Below are 26003 nucleotides of genomic sequence, written 5' to 3'. Positions count from 1 at the left end.
AAGTCCGAATCCGGTGTGTGGCTGCGGTGATCCGCTCGGCGCCTTCTCGGTGTGTGTTCCTGCGGTGAGACCAAATCTCCTCTGCCGGGAGATCCCGAGGTAGACCTACGATGGCTCCGGTTTCCGCATTGCGGGAATCCACGGGGTCTCAATCACCCCGAAGACCCACATACCGGACAGACAGAGGTGGCGTGTGGACGTAGTCAAATACGTCAGATCCACACAAAGTGGCGCACCGGAGGAGCCGCGTGCGCCCGCGGAGGAGGAGCCGCAGGCATTCTTGCGAGAACTCGCAACGCACCTCGGCCTGCTGGCTCAGGAAGCCGCACAGCAGGCCACGCGCACGGCAGCCCTCCCCGAGACGGCGGCGGGACCGGACGAGCAGATCGTCGGCCCCGGAGTGCGCTACCTGCACGGGTTGGGCAGCATCGCGTCCGCGATCGACGAAGCGCTGGGCGCGGTGCGCCGGGACATCCTGACCGCCCAGCCGGACGGGGCGCGGCCGAGCGCGGTACTGAAGGAAGCGCTGGAGTCCGTACGCCGGCAGATCGCGGCGGGCATTTCCATGCGCACGCTCTACCAGCACACCACGCGTTTCGACGAGGCGACCAAGGACTACGTGCGCACGGTCACCGAATACGGGGCGCAGGTAAGAACCCTGGAGGAATTCTTCGACCGGCTCATCATCGTCGACGACGTCGCCTTCATTCCGGCGAACGACGAACGCACGACCGCCATATCCATCACCGAACCCACCATAATCCGTTTTCTGCGCGACACCTTCGACAAGGCCTGGGACCGCGCCAAGCCCTTTCCGTTCGTTCCGCTGCACGCGGCCAAGGCGGCCGACGAGGTGGTCCCCGCCATCCGGGAGTCCATCAGCAGACTGCTCGTGGAGGGTTACTCGGACAAGGCGATCGCCCGCCGGATCGGCATCAGTGAGCGCTCTCTCCAGGCGCACATCGCGGCCATCAAGCAGGAACTGGGGGCGCTCAACCGATTACAGCTCGGCTATCTGCTCGGCCGCAACGAGGCCACGTACGTGGTGTGACGCGCGCGGTGAAAGGCGGGAGGCGTCCGAAAGCAAAAAAGGGCTGCCGCGATCCGAACGGGAATCGGATCGCGGCAGCCCCTGCGGGTGTGGCGGAGGCGGGGTCATCGTCCCGGGGTGAGGACGCGGACGGCGGACTCCGCGTACCGGCGGGCGCGGTGCAGCGTGGCGGTGCTCGCGGCGCCCAGGGTTCGGCGTACGTGGTCGCGGGCCTGGGCGAGGTCGACGCCCGGGCCGAGGGACCCCTCGATGTCCTCCTCGCGCAGGACGACGCTGTGGCGGGCCACGGCGGTCAGCCCGCTCTCGTCGGGGATCAGCGACCATTCGCCGGTGTGCGCGGCCAGCGGCAGGGGGCCCCGCGTCTCCTTGAAGACGATCCGCCCGGCGTGCGGGAAGCAGACGCGCACGGACTCCGCGGTGTGGGTCCGGCCGTCCGGGCCGCGGGTGTCCAGGGTCAGCAGTTGTACGCCGGTGCGGTCCTCGCGGACGTCGGCGCGCAGCACCTCGGGCAGGTGGGCGGGCCAGTCGGCGGCACCGTAGAGGAATTCGTAGACGAGTTCGTGAGGACCCCGGACGCGCACGGAGTCCTCGAAGGTGAGCAGGAGGTCGTCGAGGCGCGTCCAGCGCTCCGCGGTCTCCTTGAGCCGCGCCAGTTCCGCGGCGCTGTTGGCGTCGGTGACCCGGGTGACCCAGTCGGCGTCGGCCTCGTTGTCGTCCGCGACGGTGAAGTGGTGCAGGAGGGTCAGCCGGGACCGCCCGGGGCCCCGCTCCTCGACCGCCCAACGGCCGCCCATCGAGGTCGCGGGCGGCGCCGGGACCTCCTGGTGGAAGTCGATGGTCCGGGCGGCGCTGTCCAGGGACCGGCGGGAGATCCAGGACGTGACGGTGCCGCCGGCGGTGGCCCACATGCCGAAGCGGTCGTGGGTGCCGTCGAAGTCCAGCCGTTCGACGTGGATGCTCGGCGGGATGAACAGCGGCCACTGGGTGGTGTCCGCGAGCAGGGCGTAGACCACCCCGGCGGGCGCCGCCACCTCCACCACGTACGACGTCTGACGCACACGCTCACCTGACATCGGCTCACACCTCTCTCGACCCCCGGCCTCCGACCATCGCGGGAGGTGCCGGAGAGCCGGTCGACGGCGCCTCGAACCTCGGTCGGGCGTCGGAGCGCGGGCGTCGGGCGCGGGCCTCGGGCGCGGGCCTCGGGCGCGGGCGTCGGGCGCGGGCGTCGGGACGCTACGCGGCGAAGAGGTCGAAGGTGGAGGAGCGGCGCGGTCCGGCGATGACGTCGAGGGCCGGGTCGACGGTCAGCATCGCCTGGTGCAGGCGCTGGAGCTGGGGGCTCGGTTCGACGCCGAGCTCCTCGACGAGCCGGGCGCGCAGCCGGCGGTACACGTCGAGGGCGGTGGCCTGCCGGCCGGAACGGTAGAGGGCGACCATCGCCTGGGAGTGCAGACCCTCGTGCTGCGGATGGCGGGCGATCAACCCGGTCAGTTCCACGATGAGTTCGGCGTGCCGGCCGAGCCGCAGGTCGACGTCGATGCGCCGCTCCAGCGTCACGAGCCGGCTCTCCTCCAGCCGCAGGACCTCGATGCCGAGGACGGGTCCCACGTGTACGTCGACCAGCGCCGGCCCCTGCCACAGGGCGAGCGCCTCGCGCAGCCGGGCCGCCGCGCCCGCGTCGTCACCGGAGTCGAAGGCCCGCTGGCCGGCGCGGACGAGGGTCTCGTACGCGTGGACGTCGACGGCCTCGGGGGCGATCTGGAGCAGGTAGCCGCCATGCCGGGTGGCGATGACATCCTTGGCGCCGGCGGGAGCGCCCGGACCCATGGCCGTGCCCAGGCGCCGGCGCAGCTGGAGGATGTAGGTCTGGAGGGTGGTCAGGGCGCTCTGCGGGAGTTCCGTCCGCCAGAGCTCTTCCATGAGGGTGGGGACGGGGACCACCCGTCCCGGATACAGGGACAGCAGCGCCAGGATCTGGCGTGGTTTCCCGGCGGTCGGAACGATCGAGCCCCCGTTGACCTCGGCACTCAACGGACCCAGAACCTGAATCTTCACAGTTTCCTCCGCACCTGGTCGCATTCCGTCGATTTTCGGTCTCGGACATTGAACGGTAGCGAAACACGGGGGCGCTTCCCCGAATGATCCAGCGCCTTTCCAGGATTTCTTGACCGGGCCCGCTGAAAAAACGATCACACCCAGCCTGACCTGCACAATCACCGCATACGTCGCCTACGGGGAGGCAGGTCGCAGCGCCGTGTCAATTCTTCCGGCGGGTTTCTCCGGATTGCGATAAGTGCGGTGTCACGGGCCTGTGGACGCCTCTACCCTGTCCGGAACCGTCCCCTCTACGCGCAAGGGAATTCACGTGGACGAGATCGTCAATGCCCTGCTCTCCGACGACACGACACCGGCCGACGTCGCCGCGCTGGCGCTGCCGGACTCGTACCGGGGGAACGTGGTGCGTCGGGACGAGACGGACATGTTCGAGGGGATGGCGAGCGCGGAGAAGGACCCGCGGAAGTCGTTGCATCTCCAGGAGGTGGCGACGCCCGAGCCGGGGCCGGGTGAGGCGCTCGTCGCGGTGATGGCCTCCTCGGTCAACTACAACACCGTGTGGAGCTCGATCTTCGAGCCGTTGCCGACATTCGGGTTCCTGGAGCGTTACGGGCGCCTGTCGGAGCTGACCAAGCGCCACGACCTCCCCTACCACGTCCTCGGCTCCGACCTCGCGGGTGTCGTGCTGCGCACCGGTCCCGGTGTCAACGCCTGGAAGCCCGGTGACCGGGTGGTCGCGCACTGCCTGTCGGTGGAGTTGGAGTCCTCCGACGGCCACAACGACACGATGCTCGACCCCGAGCAGCGGATCTGGGGCTTCGAGACGAACTTCGGCGGTCTCGCGGAGATCGCACTGGTCAAGTCGAACCAGCTGATGCCCAAGCCCGAACACCTCAGCTGGGAGGAGGCCGCCTCCCCCGGCCTGGTCAACTCCACCGCCTACCGCCAACTGGTCTCCCGCAACGGCGCCGGCATGAAGCAGGGCGACAACGTCCTGATCTGGGGCGCCAGCGGCGGCCTCGGCTCCTACGCCACCCAGTTCGCCCTCGCCGGCGGCGCCAACCCCATCTGCGTCGTCTCCTCCCCCGAGAAGGCCGACATCTGCCGGGCCATGGGCGCCGAGGCCGTCATCGACCGCAACGCCGAGGGCTACAAGTTCTGGAAGGACGAACACACCCAGGACCCCAAGGAGTGGAAGCGCTTCGGCAAGCGCATCCGCGAACTGACCGGCGGCGAGGACATCGACATCGTCTTCGAACACCCCGGCCGCGAGACCTTCGGCGCGTCCGTCTACGTCACCCGCAAGGGCGGCACCATCACCACCTGCGCCTCCACCTCCGGCTACATGCACGAGTACGACAACCGCTACCTGTGGATGTCCCTCAAGCGCATCATCGGCTCCCACTTCGCCAACTACCGCGAAGCCTGGGAAGCCAACCGCCTCATCGCCAAGGGCAAGATCCACCCCACCCTCTCCAAGGTCTACACCCTGGAGGAAACCGGCCAGGCCGCCTACGACGTCCACCGCAACCTCCACCAAGGCAAGGTCGGCGTCCTCGCCCTCGCCCCCGAGGAAGGCCTCGGCATACGCGACCACGAAACCCGCGCCAAACACCTCGACGCCATCAACCGCTTCCGGCCCCGCACCATGCCCCGGTGATCCCGGTGGTCCCGGTAGCCCCCGCGGGGGCGGTTCAGCCGACGCGGACGAGCCGTTCGTCGGGGTTCTGCGCGGACGCGACGGTCTGGGCGGGCGCGCCGACCGCGCCGGCGGCGGCTTCCGGACCGGCCATGAGGATCGAGCGCTGGAGCCTGCGCAGGGCCACGGACGGCTCGATGCCGAGTTCGCGCACGAGGGTGGCGCGCAGCCGCTGGTAGACGTCGAGGGCTTCGCCGCGGCGGCCGGAGCGGTGCAGGGCGAGCATGAACTGGCCGTGCAGGTTCTCGTGGGTGCGGTAGCGGCTGGCCAGGACGGTGAGTTCGGCGAGCAGCTCGCGGTGTCGGCCCAGGCGCAGGTCCGCCTCGATGCGCTGGTCGAGGGCGCACAGCCGGGTTTCTTCCAGACGGCGGCACTCCATGTCCAGTTGCACGCCGCCCGCCACGTCGGCGAAGGCGGGCCCGGACCACAGGGCCAGCGCTTCGCGCAGCAGACGAGCCGCGTCGGGGTGGTCGCCGGAGTCCATGGCGCGGTAGCCGAGGCCCGCGAGCCGGTCGAACTCACGGACGTCGCTGGTGCCGCCGTTGCTGTCGAGCAGGTAGCCGCCGGGCAGGGTGACGAGGACGTCCTTCGCGGTCCGGTTCTCTTCGCCGCCGCGTTCGAGGGCGGTGGTGATCAGGGACCGGAGCTGGAGCACATAGGTCTGCAGTGTGGTGCGCGCGCTGCGCGGCGGTTCGCCCGCCCACAGCTCCTCTATGAGGGCCGATACGGGTACGACCTGGTCGGCGTGGAGCGCCAGCAGCGCCAGGACCTGCCGCGGCTTGAGGGCGGTCGGCGTGATGGAGACTCCGTGCTCCCGCACCGCCAGTGTGCCAAGTACTTCGATGTCCACCCGTACTCCCCTGTCCGTGGATGCGCCTGCCTCAGTAAAAAACAGGCCCCACGGTTTGTCAATATCAAACCAACTGCGCTGTTTTAATTCGGGGTTATCGCGGGGAACACCGCCGCATGCTCGACGCTCACCCGCGCAGCACTCCACAACGACCGCAAGCGACCCACCGATTCAACCTGACGGTCACTCAAAAACGGACCGCTCGGTCTGGGATTTGGGCTGTTCCACATATGAGAAAAGGGCGGCGGGACATCCCGCCGCCCTCCCGGCACCTCACGCGCCGCCGCTCACGGCCGGTCGGCGGCCTCCTTGGGCGGGACCGCCGCCGGAGCCGGGCGCGCGCCCCGCGTACGGGACACCGCCACACCGCAGAGGCAGATCGCGCCGCCCAGCAGGGTAAGCCAGCCTGGCACCTCGTCCAGGACCAGCCAGGCGATCAGCACCACCACGGCCGGCACCGCGTAGGTGGTCGCGCCCATCTTCCCGGCGGTGGTGCGCGACAGCGCGTACGACCAGGTGGTGAAGGCCAGGGCGGTCGGGAAGAGGCCCAGGTACACCATGTTGAGGGTGGCGGTCAGCGGCGCCTCGGGAAGCTGCGTGAACAACTGTCCGGCGAACGGCAGGGTGGCCGCCGTACCGACGAAGCAGCCGTACGTGGTCACCTGGAGCGGACTCGCGTACCGCAGCGCCGGCTTCTGCGACACCACGCCGGCCCCGTAGGTGACCGCGGCGAGCAGACAGAGCAGCACGCCGGTCAGGGAGGAGGAGCCGCCCTTGGAGGTGGACATCCCCACGACGGCCGCGCCCACGAAGGAGACGGCCATCCCCGCCAGCAGCTTCGGCGGGAAACCCTCCCCCAGGAGCCATCCGCTCAGCAGGGCGATGACGAGGGGACCGATGTTGACGACCATCGCCGCGGTGCCGGCGTCGACGCCCTGCTCGCCCCAGTTCAGCGCCACCATGTAGAGGCCGAACCACAGCACGCCGGACGCGAGGATGCCCGGCCAGGCCTGCCGCGACGGCGGCGGCACCCGCTTGACCAGCAGCACCGCGCCGAGCGCGATCGACGCGGTCAGCAGCCTGCCCAGGGCAAGGGCGCCGGGCCCGAAGTGCTGGGCCGAAGCACGGATGGAGACGAATGCGGAGGCCCACATCACGACGGTGACGGAAGCCGCTATGAGGGCGCGGTGATCGGTTCTGGGAGCGCCAGCCGTTTGATCCATGCGTGCAACGTACTCACGCCCGCCCACCCTGCCCAGATCAACTCCCGCGATCCGGCCACCCGTCGAGAGCCCCCGGCTACCCCGATGAACCGGCCGGTGCCGGACGGGCCGTGAAGGCCGCCAGGTCCTCGATCACGGCGCGGGTCACCGCGTCGCGCCGGTCGACGAGATAGAAGTGGCCGCCCGGGAAAGAGCGGAAGGTGAAGGCGCCCTCGGTCAGCTCCCGCCAGGCCATGGCCTCGGCGACGCCGACGCGCGGGTCCGACTCCCCGATCAGCACGCTGACGGGCGTGCGCAGCGGCGGCCCCGGCGCGTGCCGGTAGGTCTCGACCGCCTTGTAGTCGCCGCGCAGCGCCGGGAGGATCAGCTCCCGGAACGCCGGATCGGCCAACAGCCGGGCGTCGGTCCCCGCCAGTGCGGTCAGCGTCGCGATCAGGGCGTCGTCGCCCCGGAGGTGGACGTCCTCCTCGCGGTGCAGGAGCGCCGAGCGGCGCCCCGACAGGATCAACCCGCGCGGGGCCGCGCCGGCGCGCTCCAGGCGGCGCGTGAGCTCGTAGCCGACCAGCGCGCCCATGCTGTGCCCGAACACGGTCAAGGGCCGTTCCCGCCAGGGCCGCAGCGCCTCCTCGAGACCGTCGACGAGCGTCGCGACGCGTTCCGGGACCGGCTCCTGGAACCGCTCCTGACGGCCCGGGTACTGGGCGATGAGCACCTCGGCGTGCGCGGACAGCGCCGGGGAGAACGGGCGGTAGTAGGCGGCGTTGCCGCCGGCGTGCGGGAGCAGCACGATGACGGGTGCGTCCGGCGAGGACGGGCCGGCGTCGAAGCGGCGCAGCCAGGGACTGCCCGTGGTGCGGGTGGCGCGGTCGAACCCGTTCACCGGCGCTCGCCCGTGCCGACGCCGGCCCCGTCCGTGAGCAGCAGCCGCTTCTGCGGCTTGCCCATGGCATTGCGCGGCAGCGACGCGACGAAGCGCACCTCGCGGGGGCGTTTGTGCACCGACAGGTGCGCGGCGACGAAGTCGGTGAGTTCGTCGCCGGTGACGCCCTCGGCGACGACGAAGGCCACGATGCGCTGCCCGAGGTCCGCGTCCGGGACGCCGACCACGGCGGCCTCGCTGACCTTGGGGTGGTCGAGCAGGGCGTTCTCGATCTCGCCCGCGCCGATCCGGTAGCCGCCCGATTTGATCATGTCGATGGAGGCCCGGCCCACGATGCGGTGGACGCCGTCCTCGTCGACGGCGGCGATGTCGCCCGTACGGAACCACCCGTCCTCGGTGTACGCGGCGGCGGTCGCCTCCGGCCGGCCCAGGTACCCGGAGAACAAGGTGGGCCCGGTGAGCTGGAGTTCGCCGATCTCGGCGCCTGGTTCGGCGGCGATGCGGGTACGGACACCGCGCAGCGGGGTGCCGACCGTACCGGGGCGTACGTCGCCGCCGGCGCGACCGCTCACGGTGATCAGGGTCTCGGTCATCCCGTACCGCTCGACGGGCCGGTGGCCGGTCAGGGCCTCCAGGTCGCGGAACACGGGCGAGGGGAGGGCGGCGCTGCCGGAGACGAGCAGCCGGGCCCCGGACAGGGCGGCGGCGGCGCGGGGGTCGGCCGCGATGCGGGACCAGACGGTCGGCACCCCGAAGTACAGGCTGCCGCCGGCCGCGGCGTAGGCCTCGGGGGTCGGCCGCCCGGTGTGCACGAGGCGGCTGCCCGTGCGCAACGCGCCGAGCACGCCCAGGACGAGGCCGTGCACGTGGAACAGGGGCAGGCCGTGCACGAGGGTGTCCTCGGCGCTCCACTGCCAAGCCTCGGCGAGGGCGTCCAGGTCGGCGGCGATGGCCGCCGCCGTGAGCACCACCCCCTTGGGCGGCCCCGTGGTGCCGGAGGTGTAGAGGATCAGCGCGGGGTCCCCGTCGGCGGCGGGCCGGTGTCCGCGGTCGGGGGCCTTGCGCGCGAAGTCGACGTCGATCTCGACCGCCCCGGAGTCCCGCAGGATGTGCTCCCGCTCGGCGGGCCCGGCGTCCGGCGGCAGCGGTACGAGGGGCACCCCGGCCAGCAGCGCGCCGACCGCGGCGGCGACCGTCTCCAGCGACGCGGTCGCGGTGACGGCGAAGGCCGGGGCCCCGGTGTCGGTGGCATCGGCCGCCACCGCCCTCGCGGCGCCCAGCAGTTGCTCGTACGAGCAGACCCGACCGGCGACGCCGATGGCATCGGGCCGGTCCCCGTACACCCCGTTCAGTGCGGTAAGCAAGCGCGACTCCTCGGTAGTAGTCCCCCCAGGCTACGACCCATCCCCTACCCCGCCCCCAAAAACCAGCCCCGCCGACGATTGAGGCGCGGGGCCCAACCCAGCCCCACCACCGCCCCAAAAACCAGCCCCGCCGGCGTTTGAGGCGCGGGGCGCGGGGCGGAGCCCCCCGCACAGCCCGGCGCAGCCGGGCCGCGCAGCGCGACGGCGCCGCACCCGACCCCCCGCACCCGGCGCCCGGGCGGCCCCCCGGCCCCCCGGCCCCCCGGCCCCCCGGGGGGATCTTGCTCCGAAGATCGTTCTGTTGGAGGCTGAGGCATGCAGAATTCGCCGACATTCGTATTCGTTCACGGGGCCTTCGCGAACTCGTTCTCGTTCGCGCCGTTACAGGCCGAGCTCGCCCTCCACGGGCACCGCTCGCTCGCGGTCGACCTCCCGGGCCACGGTTTCGAGGCCACCTTCCCCGCGAACTACCAGGCCCCCCAAGACCTCGACGCACTCGCCGCGGAACCGGGCGGCATCAAGGGAGTCACGCTCGCCGACAACGCGGCCCGCGTGATCGAGGTCCTCGAACGGGCCAAGCGGAACGGGCCCACCGTCCTCGTCGCCCACAGCAGGGGCGGCGTCACGGCCACCGCCGTCGCCAACGCCCGGCCCGAGCTGATAGACCGGATCGTCTACGTCTGCGCCTGGTGTCCCGTCGATCTGGACGTGAACGACTACTACGCCCAACCGGAGATGGCGGCCGTCGACCCGATGGTCTTCGCCTCCTCGCTCGTCGGAAACCCGGTCGAACTCGGTCTGCTCCGGACCAACTTCCGTACCGCCGACCCGGCGGCGCTCGCCGGGTTCAAGGAGGTGTTCGCCGCCGACCTCACCGATGACGAGTTCCGGACCTTCATGAACACCTTCCAGCCCGATGAGAACCTCGACGTCGGGACCTCCGCCGACCGGGCGCAGGCCGCGACCTGGGGCCGGATTCCCAAGACCTATGTGCGCCTGGCTGCCGATGCCAGCATTCCGCTCGCGGCCCAGGACCGCATGATCCGCGAGGCCGACGCGCTCACCCCCGACAACCCCTTCGACGTCCGGACGCTCGACGGGAGTCACTGGCGCTGGCTCGTCCACCCGAAGCCCGCCGCGGAGTTGCTCGCCGACCTCGTGGCGCACTGACGCCCCCCTGCCCCGGCACCCCCGGCCGGGCCCGCGCGTCGGACGGCCTCGCGAACGGGCCCGGCCTGAGGCTCACGGCGTGCGGGCGGGGGTCAGATGACGCCCTGCGCCAGCATCGCGTCCGCCACCCGCTCGAAGCCCGCGATGTTCGCTCCGGTCACGTAGTCCCCCGGCGCCCCGTAGCGCTCGGCGGTCTCGTACGACACGGCGTGGATCGACCGCATGATCGCGGCCAGTTCGTCCTCCACCCGCTCGCGCCCCCACGCCACGCGCCCCGCGTTCTGCGCCATCTCCAACGCGCTGACGGCCACGCCGCCCGCGTTCGCCGCCTTGCCGGGACCGAACGCGACGCCCGCCTGCTGGAGCACCCGCACCGCCTCCGGCGTCGTCGGCATGTTGGCGCCCTCGGAGACGGCCTTGACACCGCCCGCGACCAGCGTGCGCGCGTCTTCCACGTCCAGCTCGTTCTGCGTGGCCGAGGGGAACGCGACGTCCGCCGGGACCTCCCACACCCGACCGCCCTGCACGAAGCGGGCCGAAGCCCCGCGCCGGGCCGCGTACTCGCTGATACGGCCGCGCTCGACCTCCTTGATCTGCTTCAGCAGCGCGAGGTCGATGCCCTTGTCGTCGACGACGTAGCCGGAGGAGTCGGAGGCCGTCAGCGGGTTGGCGCCGAGCTGCTGGAGCTTCTCGATGGTGTAGAGGGCGACGTTGCCGGAGCCCGAGACCACGGCGCTCAGGCCGTCCAGGGACTCGCCCCGGACCTTCAGCATCTCCGCGGCGAACAGCACCGAGCCGTAGCCGGTGGCCTCCGGGCGGATCGCGGAACCGCCCCAGCCCTGGCCCTTGCCGGTCAGGACGCCGGCCTCCCAGCGGTTGGTGATGCGCCGGTACTGGCCGAACAGGTAGCCGATCTCGCGGCCGCCGACGCCGATGTCACCGGCGGGGACGTCGGTGTGCTCACCGATGTGACGGGACAGCTCCGTCATGAACGACTGACAAAAACGCATCACCTCGGCGTCGGACTTGCCGTGCGGGTCGAAGTCGCTTCCGCCCTTGCCGCCGCCGATGCCGAGGCCCGTCAGGGCGTTCTTGAAGATCTGCTCGAAGCCGAGGAACTTCACCACGCCGATGTCCACGGACGGGTGGAAGCGCAGGCCGCCCTTGTACGGGCCCAGCGCGCTGTTGAACTCGACGCGGTAGCCGCGGTTGACCTGCACCCGGCCCCGGTCGTCCGTCCACGGCACGCGGAAGAGGATCTGCCGCTCCGGCTCGGTGATCCGCTCGACCAGCGCGACGGCCGGGTCGGCGTACTCGGGGCGGGCGGCGAACACCGGGGCAAGGGTGTCCAGGACTTCCCGTACGGCCTGGTGGAACTCGGGCTGGGCGGGGTTGCGGCGCTCGATGTCGGCCCGCAGTGCGTCCAGCCTGTCCTTGGGGTCCTTCACGGCGTGTTTCCTCTCGGAGGGTGGCAGCGGGCGTGCGGGCCCAGGCCGGAGAGTACCGTGCGTCGCCACGGGCGTGGAGAGGGCTTCCGCCCCCTGGAACGCCCCTCGACTCCTTATCGCGTCCCACCGGAGCCGCGCGCTTCGACCGGCGTCCGCCCCGGGCCGCGACACGAGGGGCCCGTAGGATCGGCGGAACGCGTGGGGGGCCGGTCTACCGGGGGGAAGCACCCGTATGGAAATGGCACGTTTGGTGTCGCTCGTCGCCGCGACGATCGCCATGGGGCTGGTCAGCGGCCTGTTCTACGGGTTCGCCGTGTCCGTGATGCCCGCCCTGCGGCGCACCGACGACCGGACCGTCATCGAGGTGATGCAGCGCATCAACGTCGCCATCCTCAACGGCTGGTTCGTCCTCGGATACATCGGCGCCCTGCTCTTCACGGGCCTCGCCCTGGTCCTGCACGGCCTGTCCGCCCGGGGCGCCGTCCTGGTGCCGCTGGCGGGGGCGTTCGTGTGCTGCCTCGCCGCGATGGCCGTCACGGGCCGGGTCAACATCCCGCTGAACAACGCCCTGGACAAGGCCGGTCCGCCCGCACGGATCGCCGACCCGGCCGCCGTCCGCCGTGCCTTCGAGGGACCGTGGGTACGGGCCAACGTCGTACGCACGCTGCTGTGCACGGCGGCCACCGGCCTGCTGGCCTGGGCCCTGCTCCTGACGCCCTGAGCCCCCGCACGGGCGGACGTCCGCCCGGCGGCGCGGGGCGGGGGCCGCCGCACACCGCCGCGCCGCGGCTCAGCCGTGGACGTGCAGCGGCTTCCCGGCCAGGGCCAGGTGGGCCTCGCCCAAGGCCTCGGTCTGCGACGGGTGCGCGTGGACGAGCTGCGCCACCTCGCCCGGCCTGGCCTGCCAGTTGAAGATCAGCTGGGCTTCCCCGACCTGCTCACTGACGCGCGAGCCGATCATGTGCAGCCCGATCACGGGCCCGTCCTGGAGCTGGACCAGCTTCACCTCACCGGCCGACTTGAGGATCTTGTACTTGCCGGTGCTCGCGGAGTTGAACTTGCCGACGACGACCCTGTCCTCGCCGTACAACTCCTTGGCCTTGGCCTCGGTGAGACCGACGGAGGCGACCTCCGGCTCGCAGAAGGTGACGCGCGGGACCCCGTCGTAGTCGATCGGGGTGACGGGCAGGCCTGCGAGGCGCTCGGCGACCAGGACGCCCTCGGCGAAGCCGACGTGCGCCAACTGGGGTGTCGGGACGAGGTCGCCGACGGCCGAGACGGTCGGCAGGTTGGTGCGCAGCAGTTCGTCGACGACGACGTGCCCGCGGTCCATGGCGACGCCGGTCTCCTCGTAGCCGAGGCCGGCGGAAACCGGTCCGCGGCCAACGGCGACCAGCAACAGGTCGGCCTCGATCTGCTTGCCGTTCTCCAGGGAGACCCGCACGCCCGTCTCGGTGTACTCCACTCCGGAGAAGCGGGAGCCGAGCTCGAACTTGATCTTGCGCTTGCGGAAGGCGCGCTCCAGCGCCTTGGAGATCTCGACGTCCTCGGCGGGCACGAGGTGCGCCAGGCCCTCCACGACGGTGACGTCCACCCCGAAGGACGTCCAGGCGGAGGCGAACTCGACGCCGATGACCCCGCCGCCGAGCACGATCGCCGATTCCGGCACGCGGTCGAGGAACAGGGCGTGGTCGGAGGAGACGACCCGGTCGCCGTCGATGGTCAGGCCGGGCAACGACCGCGGCTGCGAGCCGGTCGCGAGCACGATGTGCCGGCCCTCGTAGCGGGTGCCGGCGACCTCGACGGCGGTCGGGGAGAGGAGGCGGCCCTCGCCCTCGACCAGGGTGAGCCCCTTGCGCGCCTTCAACATGCCCGAGATCCCGCGGTACAGGCCGGCGACGACGCCGTCCTTGTACGCGTTCACCTCGGCGATGTCCACGCCCTCGAAGGTCGCCTTCACGCCGAAGGACTCGCTCCGGCGCAGCGCGTCGGCCACCTCGCCGGCGTGCAGCAGGGCCTTCGCGGGGATGCAGCCGTTGTGCAGACAGGTGCCGCCCAGCTTCCCCTTCTCGATGAGGGCGACCGTCAGCCCGAGCTGGGTCGCGCGCAGCGCACAGGAGTAGCCCCCGCTACCGCCTCCCAGAATGACCACGTCGTACACGGTGTCGGCGGGGTTTGCCATGACTGATGACCTCTCATGTCCGGTGTCGGCGAGGTGACTTGACCTTCGATCCTCGCACCCCGGCGTCCGGGATGATCTTCGGGGGCCCCGGTCCGTCACAACGGGCCGGGCCGTCATGACGGTCGTCACTGCCCGACGGGGTGTCGGCCGTCAGACGGCGCGGACCACCACGGCCGCGTTGAAGCCGCCGCGGCCGCGCGCCAGGACCAGCGCGGTACGCAGCCGGTCGGGCCGGCGTACCTCGGTGACCAGGTCCACGGGGCAGTCCGCGGCCGGCGGCCCCGCGTTGACGGTCGGCGGGATCACCTGGTCCCGCAGCGAGAGCAGGGCGGCGGCCAGGTCCAGCGAGGCGCCGCCCGCGGCGAGCCGGCCCGTCATCGTCTTCGGCGCGGTCACGGCGACGCCGTACTCGCCGAAGAGGGCGGCGAGCGCCTCGGCCTCCTCGCGGTCGGCGGTGCGCCGGCCGGCGGCGTCGGCGAAGACCACGTCGACGTCGGCGGGGCCCAGCCCGGCGTCCCGCAGGGCGAGCCGGGCCGCGGCGCCCAGGCGGGAAGTGCCGCCCGAGCCGGGCGGCGGGTCGAAGGTGGAGGCGTATCCGGCGACGGCCCCGTACACGCGGGCGCCCCTTTCGCGCGCGCGGTCCGCGTCCTCCAAGACGAGCAGGGCGCCGCCCTCGCCCGCCACGTGGCCGTCCGCGTCGGCGGAGAACGGCAGGTACGCCCGGTCCGGGTCCGTGGCGGTGCTCAGTTCGCCCCCGGCGAGGTGCGCCGCCCAGCCCCACGGGCACAGGGAGGAGTCCACCCCACCGGTGACCAGCAGCCGTACGCCGGCCTTGCGGAGCTGACGGCGGGCGTGGGCGACCGCGTCGAGCCCGCCGGCCTGCTCGGTGACCAGGACGCCGCTCGGGCCGCGCAGGCCGTTCCTGATGGAGATCTGGCCGGTGTTGACGGCGTAGAACCAGGCGAAGGACTGGTAGGCGCTGACGTACTGGCCGCCCTTGCTCCACAGTTCCTGGAGTTCCTTCTGGCCGAACGCGTAGCCGCCGGCGGAGGCCGCGGTGATGACCCCGGCGGAGAAGTCGGGCAGGGCGGACACGTCGACGGCCGCGTCGGCGAGGGCCTCGTCGGCGGCGGTGAGGGCGAGCCGGGTCATGTGGTCGGTCTGGGGCAGCAGCCGGCTCGGGATGTGGTCGGCGGCGTCGAAGCCGGGAACCTCCCCGGCGAGGCGGGCGGGGTACTGTCCGGCGTCGAACCGGCCGACCGGGCGGATGCCGCTCTCGCCGCGCAGGACCGCCCCCCACCACGCCTCGGTGCCCAGGCCGTTCGGCGCGGCCACGCCGATGCCGGTCACGACCGGCGCGGTGGAAGCGGTCGCGGCGGGACCGGTGGGGGCGGTGGTGGGGGCAGGGGCGGTGGTCATGCGGCATCTCCCAGGCGCGGGCGGGTCAGGACCATGGCGCTCTGGAAGCCGCCGAAGCCGCTGCCGACGGTGAGCACGGTGTCGGTGCGCTGCTCGCGCGCGACGAGCGGGGTGTAGTCCAGGTCGCAGGTGGGGTCGGGGGTGTGCAGGTTGGCGGTGGGCGGCACGGTGTCGTGCTCGATCGCCAGGGCGCAGGCGGCCACTTCGAGGGAGCCGATCGCGCCGAGCGAGTGCCCGATCATCGACTTGATGGAGCTGACGGGCACCCGGTGGGCGTGCTGCCCGAGGCTGCGCTTGAAGGCGGCGGTCTCGTGGCGGTCGTTCTGTTTGGTGCCGGAGCCGTGGGCGTTGACGTAGTCGACGGCGGTGGCGTCGAGTCGCGCCTCGTCCAGGGCGCTGTCGATGGCGGCGGCCATCTCCGCGCCGTCGGAGCGCAATCCGGTCATGTGGTACGCGTTGCACCGGCCGGCGAAACCGGCGATCTCGGCGTAGACGTGGGCGCCGCGGCGGCGGGCGCTCTCCAGCTCCTCCAGGACCAGCAGGGCCGAGCCCTCGCCGAGGACGAAGCCGTTGCGCGTGGCGTCGAAGGGCCGCGAGGCGGTCTCCGGGTCGTCGTTGCGCGGCGAGGTGGCTTTGATCGCGTCGAAGCAGGCCACGCTGATCGGGGAGATGGGCGCTTCCGTCGCACCGGTGACCATCACGTCGGCGCTGCCCTCACGGATCAGTTCGACGGCGTGGCCGATGGAGTCCAGGCCCGAGGTGCAGCCGGTGGAGACCATGGACACGGGACCCTGGGCGCCGACCCGCCAGGCGACTTCGGCCGCCATCGAGCTCGGGACGAAGTAGTCGAACAGGTGCGGGGCGGCCAGGGTGTGGTCGACCTGCCAGGTGCTGCCGCCCAGGCTCACCGCGTTGTACTGGTCGTCCAGGCCCATGGTGCAGCCGACCGCGCTGCCGAGGGTGACGCCGGTGCGCTCCGGATCGAGCTCCGCCGCACCGAGCCCGCTGTCGCGCAGCGCCTCGTCGGCGCCGACGAGAGCGAACTGGGCCGCGCGGTCCAGGCGCCGGGCCTCTTCGGCGGTGAATCCGTGGGCGAGGGGGTCGAAGTCGACCTCGGCGGCGATGCGGGAGCGGTACCCGGTGGCGTCGAAGAGGCTGATGGGCCGGGTGGCGGTCTTCCCGGAAGTGAGCAGGGACCAGTACTCCTTGGTGCCCACTCCCCCGGGCGCGACCACGCCGATTCCGGTGATGACGACGCGTCGGCTCATTGGGTCTTCCTTCACGGGTTGGTCCTATGGGTGGCGAGCCTGGCCGGCTCCGCTCGACGGCAGGTCGAGCGCGGGTGGTGGGCGCCCGGACGTGTCCGTGGCCCCCGCGAGGCGGGGCCACGGACACGTCAGCGGACCGGCCGCGGGACCGGGACCGGCGCGACCCCGGCGCGACCCCGGCACTGACCGGGCGCTGACCGGGCGCTGAGCCGTCAAGCGACCCGCCGCGGGGCACGCCGGGCGACCACCACGGAGGCCCGCCGCCGCTCAGCGCGGGGCGGCGAGGACGGGCCGTGTGCTCGGCGAGCCGCCCGGCCGGCCTCCGGACGAGCCGAGGATGTTCCGGTAAACGTCGCCGTGGAGCGGTTGAGCGTGATGTAGTGCAGGCCTGGGGCCCCCTCCTCCAGTAGCCGCCGCGCCATGGCGGTGGCGTGGTCCACGCCGATGCGGTGGCCTTCCGCCGGGTCGTCACGGGCGGCTTCCAGCCTCTGTGCGAGGGCTGGCGGGAACGCCGCACCGCTGAGTTGTGCGAAGCGCCGGATCTGGCGCACGTCGGTGGCGGGCATGATCTCCGGGATGATCGGGGTGTCGCAGCCCGCCGCGGTGACCCGGTCGCGCAGCCGCAGGTAGTCCTCGACGTGGAAGAACATCTGCGTGACGGCGTAGTCGGCGCCGGCCCGGCACTTGGCCACGAAATGCCGGACGTCACTGTCCCAGTCCGGGGAGCGGGGATGCCGTTCGGGGAAGGCCGCCACGCCCACGCTGAACTCCCCGGACCGCCTGACCAGGGAGACCAGCTCGTGGGCGTGTCGGAAGCCCTCGGGGTGCGCGGTCCAGGGCGCGTTCGGGTCGCCGGGCGGGTCACCGCGCAGGGCGAGGACGTCGAGAACGCCCACGTCCGCGTACTGTCCGAGGATGTGGCGCAGTTCGGCGACGGAGTGGCCGACGGCGGTGAGGTGGGCGACGGGCCGCAGGGTGGTCTCCGCGGCGATCCGCTTGGTGACCTCGACCGTCCGGTCCCGGGACGAGCCGCCCGCTCCGTAGGTCACGGAGACGAAGGTCGGCGAGAGCGGCTCGATCCGGCGGATCGCGTCCCACAGCACGCGGGAACCCGCGTCCGTCTTGGGCGGGAAGAACTCGAAGGAGTACGAGGGCTGCCCGCTGCGCAGGATCTCGCGCAGTCCGGTCATCTCCGGCCCCCCGCCCCGGTCGGCATCCCGAGCCCGCGCGCCGCGGTCGGCATCCCGTTCACGCGCGCCCCGCCAGACCGGGCTCGATCTCCCGCGCGGCGACGGCGCCGTACCCGCGCTCGATCCGGGACAGCAGGTCGGAGGGGAGCAGCTTGTACTCCTGCGTGCCGACCGATTCGAGCACCACCGTGGCCAGCGCGCAGCCCAGTTGGGCGGCCCGCTCGTACGGCAGGCCCCAGGCCAGGGCGGCGAGGAAGCCGGCGCGCAGGGCGTCGCCCACGCCGGTCGGGTCGACCGCGGCGTCGGTGGGGACGGCGGGGACGTCCTGGCGGGGGGCGCCGGCCGTCATGATGGAGACGCCGTCGGCGGCGCGGGTCACGATCCAGGTGCCGACGCGCTCCAGCACTTGGTCCTCGTCCCAGCCGGTGCGTTCGCGCAGCAGCGCGCTCTCGTACTCGTTGGTGAACAGCAGGTGCGCGCCGTCCACCAGCAGCCGGGTCTGTTCGGCGTCGAGCCGGGCGAGTTGCTGGGACGGGTCGGCGGCGACCGGGATGCCGAGCGCGTGCGCCGCGGCGGTGTGGCGCAGCATCGCGGTGGGGTCGTCGGCGCCGACGAGGACGAGGTCGAGGCCTCCCGCGCGCTCGTGGGTCTCGGCGAGGTCGATCTCCCCGGCTTCGGCCATGGCGCCCGCGTAGAAGGTCGCGATCTGGTTCTGGTCGTCGTCCGTGGTGCACACGAAGCGCGCCGTGTGCAGGGTGTCGCTGACCCGGACGGAGGTGGTGTCGACGCCCGCTTCGCGCAGCCGTCCGTCGTACTCGGTGAAGTCGAGGCCCGCGGCGCCGACGAGCACGGGTCGCAGGCCCAGCCGGCCGAGACCGACGGTGATGTTGGCCCCGACGCCGCCGTGGCGGATTTCGAGGCGATCGGCGAGGAACGACAGCGAGACCCGGTCCATCTGTTCGCTGATCAGCTGATCGGCGAAGCGGCCGGGGAAGACCATGAGGTGGTCGGTGGCGATGGAGCCGGCCACGGCGATACGCACAACGATTCTCCTTGGACTGTGGCGGGGCCAGTGGGCGCGGACCGGCGTCGTCTACCGCAGGCCGGCGGCGGTGCGCAGGGCGTCGACGCGGTCGGTGCGTTCCCAGGTGAAGTCGGGGAGTTCGCGGCCGAAGTGGCCGTAGGCGGCGGTCTGGGCGTAGATGGGCCGCAGCAGGTCCAGGTCGCGGATGATCGCGGCGGGGCGCAGGTCGAAGACCCGGCCGATGGCCTCCTCGATCTTCGCGGTGTCGACCTTGGCGGTGCCGAAGGTCTCCACGAACAGGCCGACGGGCTCGGCCTTGCCGATCGCGTACGCGACCTGCACCTCGCAGCGCGAGGCGAGACCGGCGGCGACGACGTTCTTCGCGACCCAACGCATCGCGTACGCGGCGGAACGGTCGACCTTGGACGGGTCCTTGCCGGAGAACGCCCCGCCACCGTGGCGGGCCATGCCCCCGTACGTGTCGATGATGATCTTGCGGCCGGTCAGGCCCGCGTCACCCATCGGACCACCGATCTCGAAACGACCGGTCGGGTTCACCAGAAGGCGGTAGCCGTCGGTGTCGAGCTTGATGCCGTCCTCGCCGAGCCGCGCGAGCACGTACTCGACCACGTGCTCGCGGACATCGGGCGTCAGCCGTTCGTCGAGGTCCACGTCGGCGGCGTGCTGCGAGGACACGACGACCGTGTCGAGGCGGACGGCCTTGTCGCCGTCGTACTCGATGGTGACCTGCGTCTTGCCGTCGGGCCGCAGATAGGGGACGGTGCCGTCCTTGCGGACCTCCGTCAGGCGCCGCGAGAGCCGGTGCGCGATGTGGATCGGGAGCGGCATCAGCTCGGGCGTCTCGTCGCAGGCGTAGCCGAACATCAGGCCCTGGTCGCCGGCGCCCTGCTTGTCCAGTTCGTCACCCTCTTGACCGGCGGCGGCACCATCGACGCGCTGCTCGTAGGCGGTGTCGACACCCTGGGCGATGTCGGGCGACTGCGCGCCGATGGACACCGAGACCCCGCAGGAGGCGCCGTCGAAGCCCTTGTCCGAGGAGTCGTAGCCGATCTCCAGGACCTTGTCGCGGACGAGCTGCGCGATCGGCGCGTACGCCTTGGTCGTCACCTCGCCCGCGATGTGCACGAGACCGGTGGTGATGAGGGTCTCCACGGCCACACGCGAGGTCGGGTCCTCACGGAGCAGCGCGTCGAGGATGGTGTCGCTGATCTGGTCGGCGATCTTGTCGGGGTGGCCCTCGGTCACGGACTCCGAGGTGAACAGGCGACGGGACACGGGCGGATTCCTTCTGTGGGATGGGCGGGAGGCGACAGTCTCCGACCTCCATGGAGATCCACTCGAGAACCGGAAGCGGCCCTGCCCGGCGCGGGTGCCTCCCCCCTTCACCAGGCGAGACCTCCGTTGACTTCCAGGACGTGCCCGTTGACGTAGGAGGCGCCGTCGCCCGCGAGGTAGACGGCCGCCTCGGCGATCTCCCCGCCGGTGCCCATGCGGCCCAGCGCGACCTTCGGCGCGTACGTGCTCCACACCGCCTCGTTCCGCTTGAGCAGCCGTCCCATGCCCTCGTCGATGAAACCGGGCGCCAGGCAGTTGACGGCGATGCCCTTCGGGGCGAGCTCAAGTGCGATCACCTTGCTGAACATCTCCACCGCCGCCTTCGTCGCGCAGTACGCGGACGCGCCGGGGGTGGCCCGGCTCCCCAGGGCCGAGGACATGGTGACGATGCGGCCGGTCCCGCTCCGCTCCAGGTACGGCACGGCCGCCTGCACGCAGTGGAAGAGGCCGTTCACGTTCGTGTCGACGACCTCCGCCCAGTCGGCGCCGGCCAGCCCCGCGGCGGGTCCCGGCCGGCTCAGACCGGCGTTGGCCATCAGGATGTCGACGCCGCCGAACCGGTCCGCCGCCGTCCGCATCAGCGCGCGCACGGATCGGGGGTCGCGCACATCGGTCTGCCGGAAGACGGCACGGTCGCCCAGGTGCGCCAACGCCTCGCCACCTGCGGGCTCACCACGACCGGCCGCACCCGCCCCGGCCTCGCCACGCGCACCGACCACGACCCTCGCGCCCTCCGCGACGAACGCTTCGGTGATCTTGAGTCCGAGGCCCCGGGTCCCACCGGTCACCACGGCGACCTTGCCCTCCAGTGCCCCCATCAGGTACCGGACCGCACCGTGAAGCGCTTGCCGCCGGCCCCGGGGGCCAGGGCGGCGGACGGCCCCGGGACCCGCCGGGGGGCAGGGCTGAGCAGCCGGGCTTCGAGCTGCCTGAGCTCCGGCGAGGGTTCCGTGCCCAGTTCGTCGGCGAGCACCCGGGCCACGTGCTGGTAGGCCCGCACGCCTTCCGCGCGCCGGCCCGCGGCGACCAGGGCCGTGATGAGCCGGCTGTGGAACCACTCGTTGAGCGGGTAGTCGTTGATGAGCTTGCGCAGCTCGGGGATGGACTCACGGGTGAGGCCCAGTTGTTCCTGCGCCTCGATGCGGATCTCGAAGGCCCGTACGCGCAGCTCCTCCAGGTGGACGAGGTGGCCGGCGAGCACGTCGCCGACGGGGTGGTTCGACAGCGCGGGGCCGCGCCACAGGTCGAGTGCCTCCCGGACGCCGCGCAGCGCCGCGGCCGGGTCGCCGTCCGCGAGGGCGGTACGGGCCCCGGCGACGAGCCCCTCGAAGACGCGGATGTCGATCTCGCCGTCGTCGGCGAGGATGCGGTAGCCGGGCGGGCTCGTGACGATCAGGGAGCGCCCGGGCGGCACCAGGTTCTCGCGCACCAGCATCCTGCGGGCGTGGTAGACGTACGTCTGGAGGGTGGTGACGGCGCTGCGCGGCGGTCTGTCGCCCCACAGTTCGTGGATGAGCGCCTCCGCCGTGACGATCTCATGCGGCCGGGTGAGCAGCAGTGCCAGGGTCTGGCAGACCTTCGGGGTTCCGGGCCGGTAGACCCGTCCGTCGTCGGAGACGATCTCGAACGGGCCGATGAGACGGAAACGCATGGGAGGTGGCTCCTCGTCAGCAGGACTGCGGCGGCGGCCGGACGGCCGTCGACGGATGCGGCCGCCCCGCCGGATCGCTCCGGCGGGGCGGCCGTCACCGTGTGATCCGCGCTGTCACTCCTCGCCGAGCAGGTAGCGGATGTGCTTGACCAGCTCGCCGATGTCCTCGCGCAGCAGGCTGTAGTGGTCGGCGTCGAGGTCGATGACCGTCGGCGGCTCGGCCGAGTAACCGCTGCTGTTCTCGAGGAACGAGTAGTCGTCGCCCACGGCCTTGAAGATGCTGATCGGCGCCTGGAGGGTGCGCTCGGCCAGCTCGTGGAAGGAGTACTCGAATTCGTAGGTCTGGCCCACGACCGAGATGATCCGTCGGGCGAGTTCGATGTCGATGCCCTTGAGCTCGCTGATGAACTCGGCGAAGGACGCCTCGTCCGTCACGGTCTCCAGGCACTTCTCCAGGTCCGGACCGGAGATGGTGCCGGTGAAGACGGAGAAGAGGATCGTGGTGTAGCCGCGGTTGGCGAAGGACGCCTCACGGCCCCACACCTTGCCGTTCTCGGCGCGCACCTTCGGGGAGCCCGGCGCGATCAGGAACAGGTTGTCCACCTTCTCGCCGGCCTGCTCCAGCTGGTAGGCGGTCTCGAAGGCCACGCGGGCGCCGAAGGAGTAGCCCCACAGGGTGTAGGGGCCGGTCGGCTGGAGCTCCTTGATGGCCTCGATGTCCGCCTTGGCCATCTCGACGATGGTCTCGTACGGCGTCTCGCCCTCGTTGATGCCGTGCGACTGGACGCCGTAGAACGAGCGGCCGAGGCCGATCTCGCCGGCCAGGGAGCGCAGGTTCATCGGGTAGCCGCCGAGGCCCGGCCAGCAGATCACCGGCTTGGCCTTGCCGGTCTCCGCGTGCAGCCGCACCAGGCGCGAGGACTCCTGGGCGACCTCGCGCTCCAGGCGGCGGGCCATCTTCTCGATGGTCGGGGACTCCAGGACGCTCTGCAGCGGCAGGGAGACGCCCAGGCGCGAGTTGAGCTCGCGGACGAGGCCGACGGCGATCAGCGAGTTGCCGCCCGACTCGAAGAAGTCGTCCTGCACCGAGGCGTTCTCGCGGCGCAGGGCCTTCTCCCAGACCCCCGCGATCTCCTTCTCGGTCTCCGTGCGCGGTGCGACGAAGGGCCGCTCGACGAGTTCGGCGTTGACCTGCTCGGAGGAGGCCAGTGCCTTGACGTCGATCTTGCCGTTGGCGGACAGCGGCATCCGCTCGAACACCACGACCCGGTTCGGGATCATGTAGTCCGGCAGGAAGCTGACGAGGTCGTCGCGGATGAGCTCGGCCGGACCGCGCATGTGGACGCTGTCCTCGCGCATGCCCTCGTGGCCGACCTGCTCGTCGCTGATGCGGCCGCCGACGAAGAAGTACATCGGGCCGCCCTCGACGCCGCCCGCGGCCAGGACGGAGTCCATGCGGCGCGAGGCGGGCAGCGGGTTGCCGGTCTTGGAGCTGTAGCCGGAGGACATGAAGCCCAGGTTCAGCCCGTTCATCATCAGGTGCTGGAGCTTCTTGCCGAGGGCGATGTACCGCAGCCACTCCTCGGGGGCCCGGCTGTACACGCTGATGCCGAAGCTCGCGGCCTGGTACACCGACTGGTTGATCGCGATGACGTGCTTCTTGAGGACGATGTCGTCCGAGAAGCGGGTCAGCTCGCCGTCGGCGTAGCGGTACAGGGCCTCGGGCAGGCCGGCGATCTTGTTGCCGTGCGTCTGGACGTAGACCTCGGCGTGGTCCTCGCGCGGGCCCGCGTGCGGGACGAGCTCGAAGGTGCCCAGGTAGTAGTCCTCGTCGGCGACGTCCAGCAGCTCGCGGACGGCCGGCTCGTAGGCGCGGTCGTGGATGTCGAGCCCGTAGGCCGGCAGGACCTGCTCGAAGAGGCCGACCATGTGGCCGGTCTCGATCTCCAGGACCTCCTGGATGTTGTTCTTGTAGACCGGCTCGATGCCGCTCTTCTTGCCGATGAAGTGGATCTGCGCGGTCGGCTTGCCGGTGGCCTCGCGCTCGCTGATCAGCACGAGCTGGTGGCGGACCGGCTGGTAGTAGTAGTAGCCCGGCTTCAGACCGCCGACGCCCTCCAGCTCGAAGTACATCTGCGTCGCGTACAGCGCGCCCGGGGAGGCGTAGCCGTACTTCGGCAGCAGCCGCTCCTCGCTGACGTACTGGCCGAACCAGCGCAGGATCTGGCCCAGTTCGGCGGGGGCCAGGTCGGCCGCCTTGCGCGAGTAGCCCGCGGTGACCTTGGCGCCGAGCAGGTCGAGCAGGTCGGCCTGGGTGACGGGGCCGCCCTCGTAGAAGCGGTACGTCTTGCGGGCGAAGACCCGGGCGCGCTGCTCGGGGGTGGGCTCGGAGCCCTCCAGGTCGAAGGCCGGGCGGGCGGCGAGCTCGGTGTCGTCGCGCAGGCCCGGGTTGGACAGCTGCGCCTTGACCTGGAGCTTGCTCTTCTTCGAGGCGTGGTGGGAGCCGTGGTTGCCCTGGTCCATCAGGGCGGCTTCCTTCTCGCTCAGCTCGACGCAGGCGATCAGGTTCTGGAAGCCGGTGCGGCTGTCGTTCTTGACGATGACGGCCGCGTTGCGGACCCACTCGTGGTTCTCGATGGCGAGGGAGATCTCGTCGAGTTCGACGCGGTAGCCGCGCAGCTTGACCTGGTTGTCGGCACGGCCGGCGAACTGCACGGTGCCGTCCGGGTTCCACTGGCCGAGGTCGCCCGTCTTGTAGAGGCGGGTGGGCGCGGCGTCCTCGGAGAGCGCGATCTCCAGGAAGCGGTCGGCGGTCAGGTCGGGGCGGTGCAGGTAGCCGCGGGCCAGCTGGACGCCGCCGATGTAGAGCTCGCCGATCTCGCCGACGCCGACGGGCCGGAGGTCCTTGTCGAGGATGTGGTACTCGGTGTGGTGGACCGGGCTGCCGATCGAGATCGACTGCGGGCCCTCGTCCAGGGCCTCGGGGTCGACGATGTACGAGGAGGAGTTGATGGTGCACTCCGTCGGCCCGTACAGGTTGATCAGGGTGCGGCCCGGTATCTCGCGGTGGACTTGGAGAGCGAGGTTGCGCGAGAGCGCCTCGCCGCCGCTGAATATCTGCTTCAGCGAGGAGCAGGCGTCGAACTTCTCGGTGTCGATGAGCGCCTGGAGCAGCGTCGGGACGCACTGGAGGGTGGTGACGCCGTGCTTGTGGATGGTCTCGATGAGGCCTTCGGGGTCGGCGTAGACGCCGGGGGCGCCCATGACGACGGTGGTGCCGTTGGCCGGGGAGAGGATCTCCCACTGGGCGGCGTCGAAGCTCATCGGGGTCTTCTGCAGGACGACCTTGCTCCGGTCGATCCCGTGCGTCTCGCGCAGCCAGCCGAGCTGGTTGACGACGCTGCGGTGCTCGATCATGACGCCCTTGGGCTTGCCGGTGCTGCCCGAGGTGTAGATGACGTAGGCGAGGCTGTCGGGGCGGGCGCCCTCGGCGACGGGCGCGGACGTGCCCTCGGGCCGCACGAACGCGTCGGAGTCGCGCAGGGTGACGACGGTGACGTCCTTCGGCGCGAGTTCGCGCAGCCGGGACACCAGGCGCTGCTGCCCCAGGATGATCTTCGCCTGGCTGTTCTCGATCATGTACCGGAGGCGGTCCTCGGGGTACTCCGGCGACAGCGGCAGGTAGGCGCCACCGGCGGACAGGATGCCCCAGGCGCCGATCATCAGGTCGAGCGACGGCTCGACGAAGAGGCCGACGCAGTCGTCCGCCGAGACACCGAGATGTCTCAGGTACTCGGCCAGGGCCGAGCTTCTGGCCGCCAGTTCACGGTAGGTGAGGCTCTCGTCGCGGTAGACGACGGCGGTCGCCTCCGGGTGCTCCGCGACCCGCTCGGCGAGCAGGTCCGGCAACACCTTGGTCCCCAGAAGGGTGGGCTCGAGCACGCTGGTCTCCTGAAAGGTCATTTCTCGCTTCCTTGTTTCCCTCGTGGAACAGCGGGCGTGCCCGACGCCCGCGCGATCGGGCCGCGACAACGCGGCGGACCCGGTCTGCAGCGGCTCACGCGCTACGGACGGCACCCGCGGGCCGGGTGCGCCGCGGGGGTGAGCCGGAAGAGCCGGACGGCGGCCCGGCGTGAAGAAACCGACGGACAGGGGACCAGGGCCACTCCC

The 26003-nt window shown here is 71.5% G+C and carries 20 protein-coding genes; 4 read left to right on the top strand and 16 right to left on the bottom strand.

From position 1 onward, the window contains the following. The first annotated feature begins 280 nt into the window (after positions 1 to 280). Positions 281 to 1051, top strand: coding sequence for a helix-turn-helix transcriptional regulator (locus tag ACV7NM_RS34405; RefSeq protein WP_463414337.1), 771 nt, complete (start codon positions 281 to 283; stop codon positions 1049 to 1051). 104 nt (positions 1052 to 1155) lie between these two features. On the opposite strand, the gene ACV7NM_RS34400 is transcribed toward ACV7NM_RS34405, so the two are convergent. Together ACV7NM_RS34400 and ACV7NM_RS34395 are read right to left on the bottom strand one after the other, a co-directional pair. Next, positions 1156 to 2109: an aromatase/cyclase gene (locus ACV7NM_RS34400; RefSeq protein WP_463414336.1), complete on the bottom strand. Its 954-nt coding sequence runs from the start codon at positions 2107 to 2109 to the stop codon at positions 1156 to 1158. A gap of 178 nt (positions 2110 to 2287) precedes the next feature. Further along, positions 2288 to 3109: an AfsR/SARP family transcriptional regulator gene (locus tag ACV7NM_RS34395; RefSeq protein WP_463414335.1), complete on the bottom strand. Its 822-nt coding sequence runs from the start codon at positions 3107 to 3109 to the stop codon at positions 2288 to 2290. Positions 3110 to 3419: 310 nt separating this feature from the next. On the opposite strand from ACV7NM_RS34395, the gene ccrA reads away from it, so the two are divergent. Then, a complete protein-coding gene (gene ccrA / locus ACV7NM_RS34390; protein ID WP_463414334.1) occupies positions 3420 to 4769 on the top strand; it encodes a crotonyl-CoA carboxylase/reductase in 1350 nt (449 codons plus the stop codon). A 34-nt stretch (positions 4770 to 4803) separates the two neighbouring features. Here ccrA and ACV7NM_RS34385 read toward each other — a convergent pair whose 3' ends face one another. From ACV7NM_RS34385 to ACV7NM_RS34370, 4 genes are all read right to left on the bottom strand, one after another. Continuing rightward, a complete protein-coding gene (locus ACV7NM_RS34385; protein ID WP_463414333.1) occupies positions 4804 to 5658 on the bottom strand; it encodes an AfsR/SARP family transcriptional regulator in 855 nt (284 codons plus the stop codon). Between the two features lie 287 nt (positions 5659 to 5945). Then, positions 5946 to 6881, bottom strand: a complete 936-nt coding sequence (locus ACV7NM_RS34380) for a DMT family transporter (protein WP_463414332.1) — start codon at positions 6879 to 6881, stop codon at positions 5946 to 5948. Between the two features lie 76 nt (positions 6882 to 6957). Then, complete coding sequence (locus tag ACV7NM_RS34375) at positions 6958 to 7761, bottom strand: thioesterase II family protein (RefSeq protein ID WP_463414331.1); 804 nt, start codon at positions 7759 to 7761, stop codon at positions 6958 to 6960. Next, positions 7758 to 9125 (bottom strand): AMP-binding protein, encoded by a 1368-nt coding sequence (locus ACV7NM_RS34370; RefSeq protein WP_463414330.1) that lies wholly within the window; start codon positions 9123 to 9125, stop codon positions 7758 to 7760. Before ACV7NM_RS34370 ends, ACV7NM_RS34375 begins: the two co-directional genes overlap by 4 nt. 315 nt (positions 9126 to 9440) lie before the next feature. Between ACV7NM_RS34370 and ACV7NM_RS34365 the strand changes: the two genes are divergently transcribed. After that, the gene (locus ACV7NM_RS34365) at positions 9441 to 10295 is read left to right on the top strand and encodes an alpha/beta hydrolase (RefSeq protein WP_463414329.1); all 855 of its coding nucleotides are present in this window, start codon (positions 9441 to 9443) and stop codon (positions 10293 to 10295) included. A 92-nt stretch (positions 10296 to 10387) separates the two neighbouring features. On the opposite strand, the gene gdhA is transcribed toward ACV7NM_RS34365, so the two are convergent. Then, on the bottom strand, positions 10388 to 11743 hold the full coding sequence (gene gdhA / locus ACV7NM_RS34360; RefSeq protein WP_463414328.1) for an NADP-specific glutamate dehydrogenase: 1356 nt from the start codon (positions 11741 to 11743) through the stop codon (positions 10388 to 10390). 238 nt (positions 11744 to 11981) lie between these two features. Here gdhA and ACV7NM_RS34355 point away from each other — a divergent pair, with 238 nt between their 5' ends. Next, complete coding sequence (locus tag ACV7NM_RS34355) at positions 11982 to 12464, top strand: anthrone oxygenase family protein (protein ID WP_463414327.1); 483 nt, start codon at positions 11982 to 11984, stop codon at positions 12462 to 12464. Between the two features lie 69 nt (positions 12465 to 12533). Here the strand turns inward: ACV7NM_RS34355 and lpdA are convergent, their stop codons facing one another. From lpdA to ACV7NM_RS34310, 9 genes are all read right to left on the bottom strand, one after another. Next, the gene (gene lpdA / locus ACV7NM_RS34350; RefSeq protein ID WP_463414326.1) at positions 12534 to 13925 is read right to left on the bottom strand and encodes a dihydrolipoyl dehydrogenase; all 1392 of its coding nucleotides are present in this window, start codon (positions 13923 to 13925) and stop codon (positions 12534 to 12536) included. A 150-nt stretch (positions 13926 to 14075) separates the two neighbouring features. Continuing rightward, a complete protein-coding gene (locus ACV7NM_RS34345) occupies positions 14076 to 15344 on the bottom strand; it encodes a ketosynthase chain-length factor (protein ID WP_463414325.1) in 1269 nt (422 codons plus the stop codon). Beyond that, entirely contained in the window at positions 15341 to 16612 is a 1272-nt protein-coding gene (locus ACV7NM_RS34340; RefSeq protein WP_463414324.1) for a beta-ketoacyl-[acyl-carrier-protein] synthase family protein, read from the bottom strand. The genes ACV7NM_RS34345 and ACV7NM_RS34340 overlap by 4 nt, the downstream gene beginning before the upstream one ends. A gap of 212 nt (positions 16613 to 16824) precedes the next feature. After that, a complete protein-coding gene (metF, locus tag ACV7NM_RS34335; RefSeq protein WP_463414323.1) occupies positions 16825 to 17802 on the bottom strand; it encodes a methylenetetrahydrofolate reductase [NAD(P)H] in 978 nt (325 codons plus the stop codon). A gap of 58 nt (positions 17803 to 17860) precedes the next feature. Further along, positions 17861 to 18844 (bottom strand): carbohydrate kinase family protein, encoded by a 984-nt coding sequence (locus tag ACV7NM_RS34330; protein ID WP_463414322.1) that lies wholly within the window; start codon positions 18842 to 18844, stop codon positions 17861 to 17863. Positions 18845 to 18895: 51 nt separating this feature from the next. Further along, positions 18896 to 20122 carry a methionine adenosyltransferase gene (gene metK / locus ACV7NM_RS34325; RefSeq protein ID WP_463414321.1) on the bottom strand — a complete coding sequence of 409 codons (1227 nt, stop codon included), beginning with the start codon at positions 20120 to 20122 and terminating at the stop codon, positions 18896 to 18898. A gap of 107 nt (positions 20123 to 20229) precedes the next feature. After that, positions 20230 to 21000, bottom strand: a complete 771-nt coding sequence (locus tag ACV7NM_RS34320; RefSeq protein WP_463414320.1) for an SDR family NAD(P)-dependent oxidoreductase — start codon at positions 20998 to 21000, stop codon at positions 20230 to 20232. Beyond that, positions 21000 to 21833, bottom strand: coding sequence for an AfsR/SARP family transcriptional regulator (locus tag ACV7NM_RS34315; RefSeq protein ID WP_463414319.1), 834 nt, complete (start codon positions 21831 to 21833; stop codon positions 21000 to 21002). Before ACV7NM_RS34315 ends, ACV7NM_RS34320 begins: the two co-directional genes overlap by 1 nt. A 114-nt stretch (positions 21834 to 21947) precedes the next feature. Then, complete coding sequence (locus ACV7NM_RS34310; protein ID WP_463414318.1) at positions 21948 to 25796, bottom strand: amino acid adenylation domain-containing protein; 3849 nt, start codon at positions 25794 to 25796, stop codon at positions 21948 to 21950. Positions 25797 to 26003: the final 207 nt, after the last annotated feature.

The sequence above is a fragment of the Streptomyces sp. Tek67B01 genome, from assembly GCF_055231995.1.
This window is presented reverse-complemented; position numbering and strand designations above follow the sequence as displayed.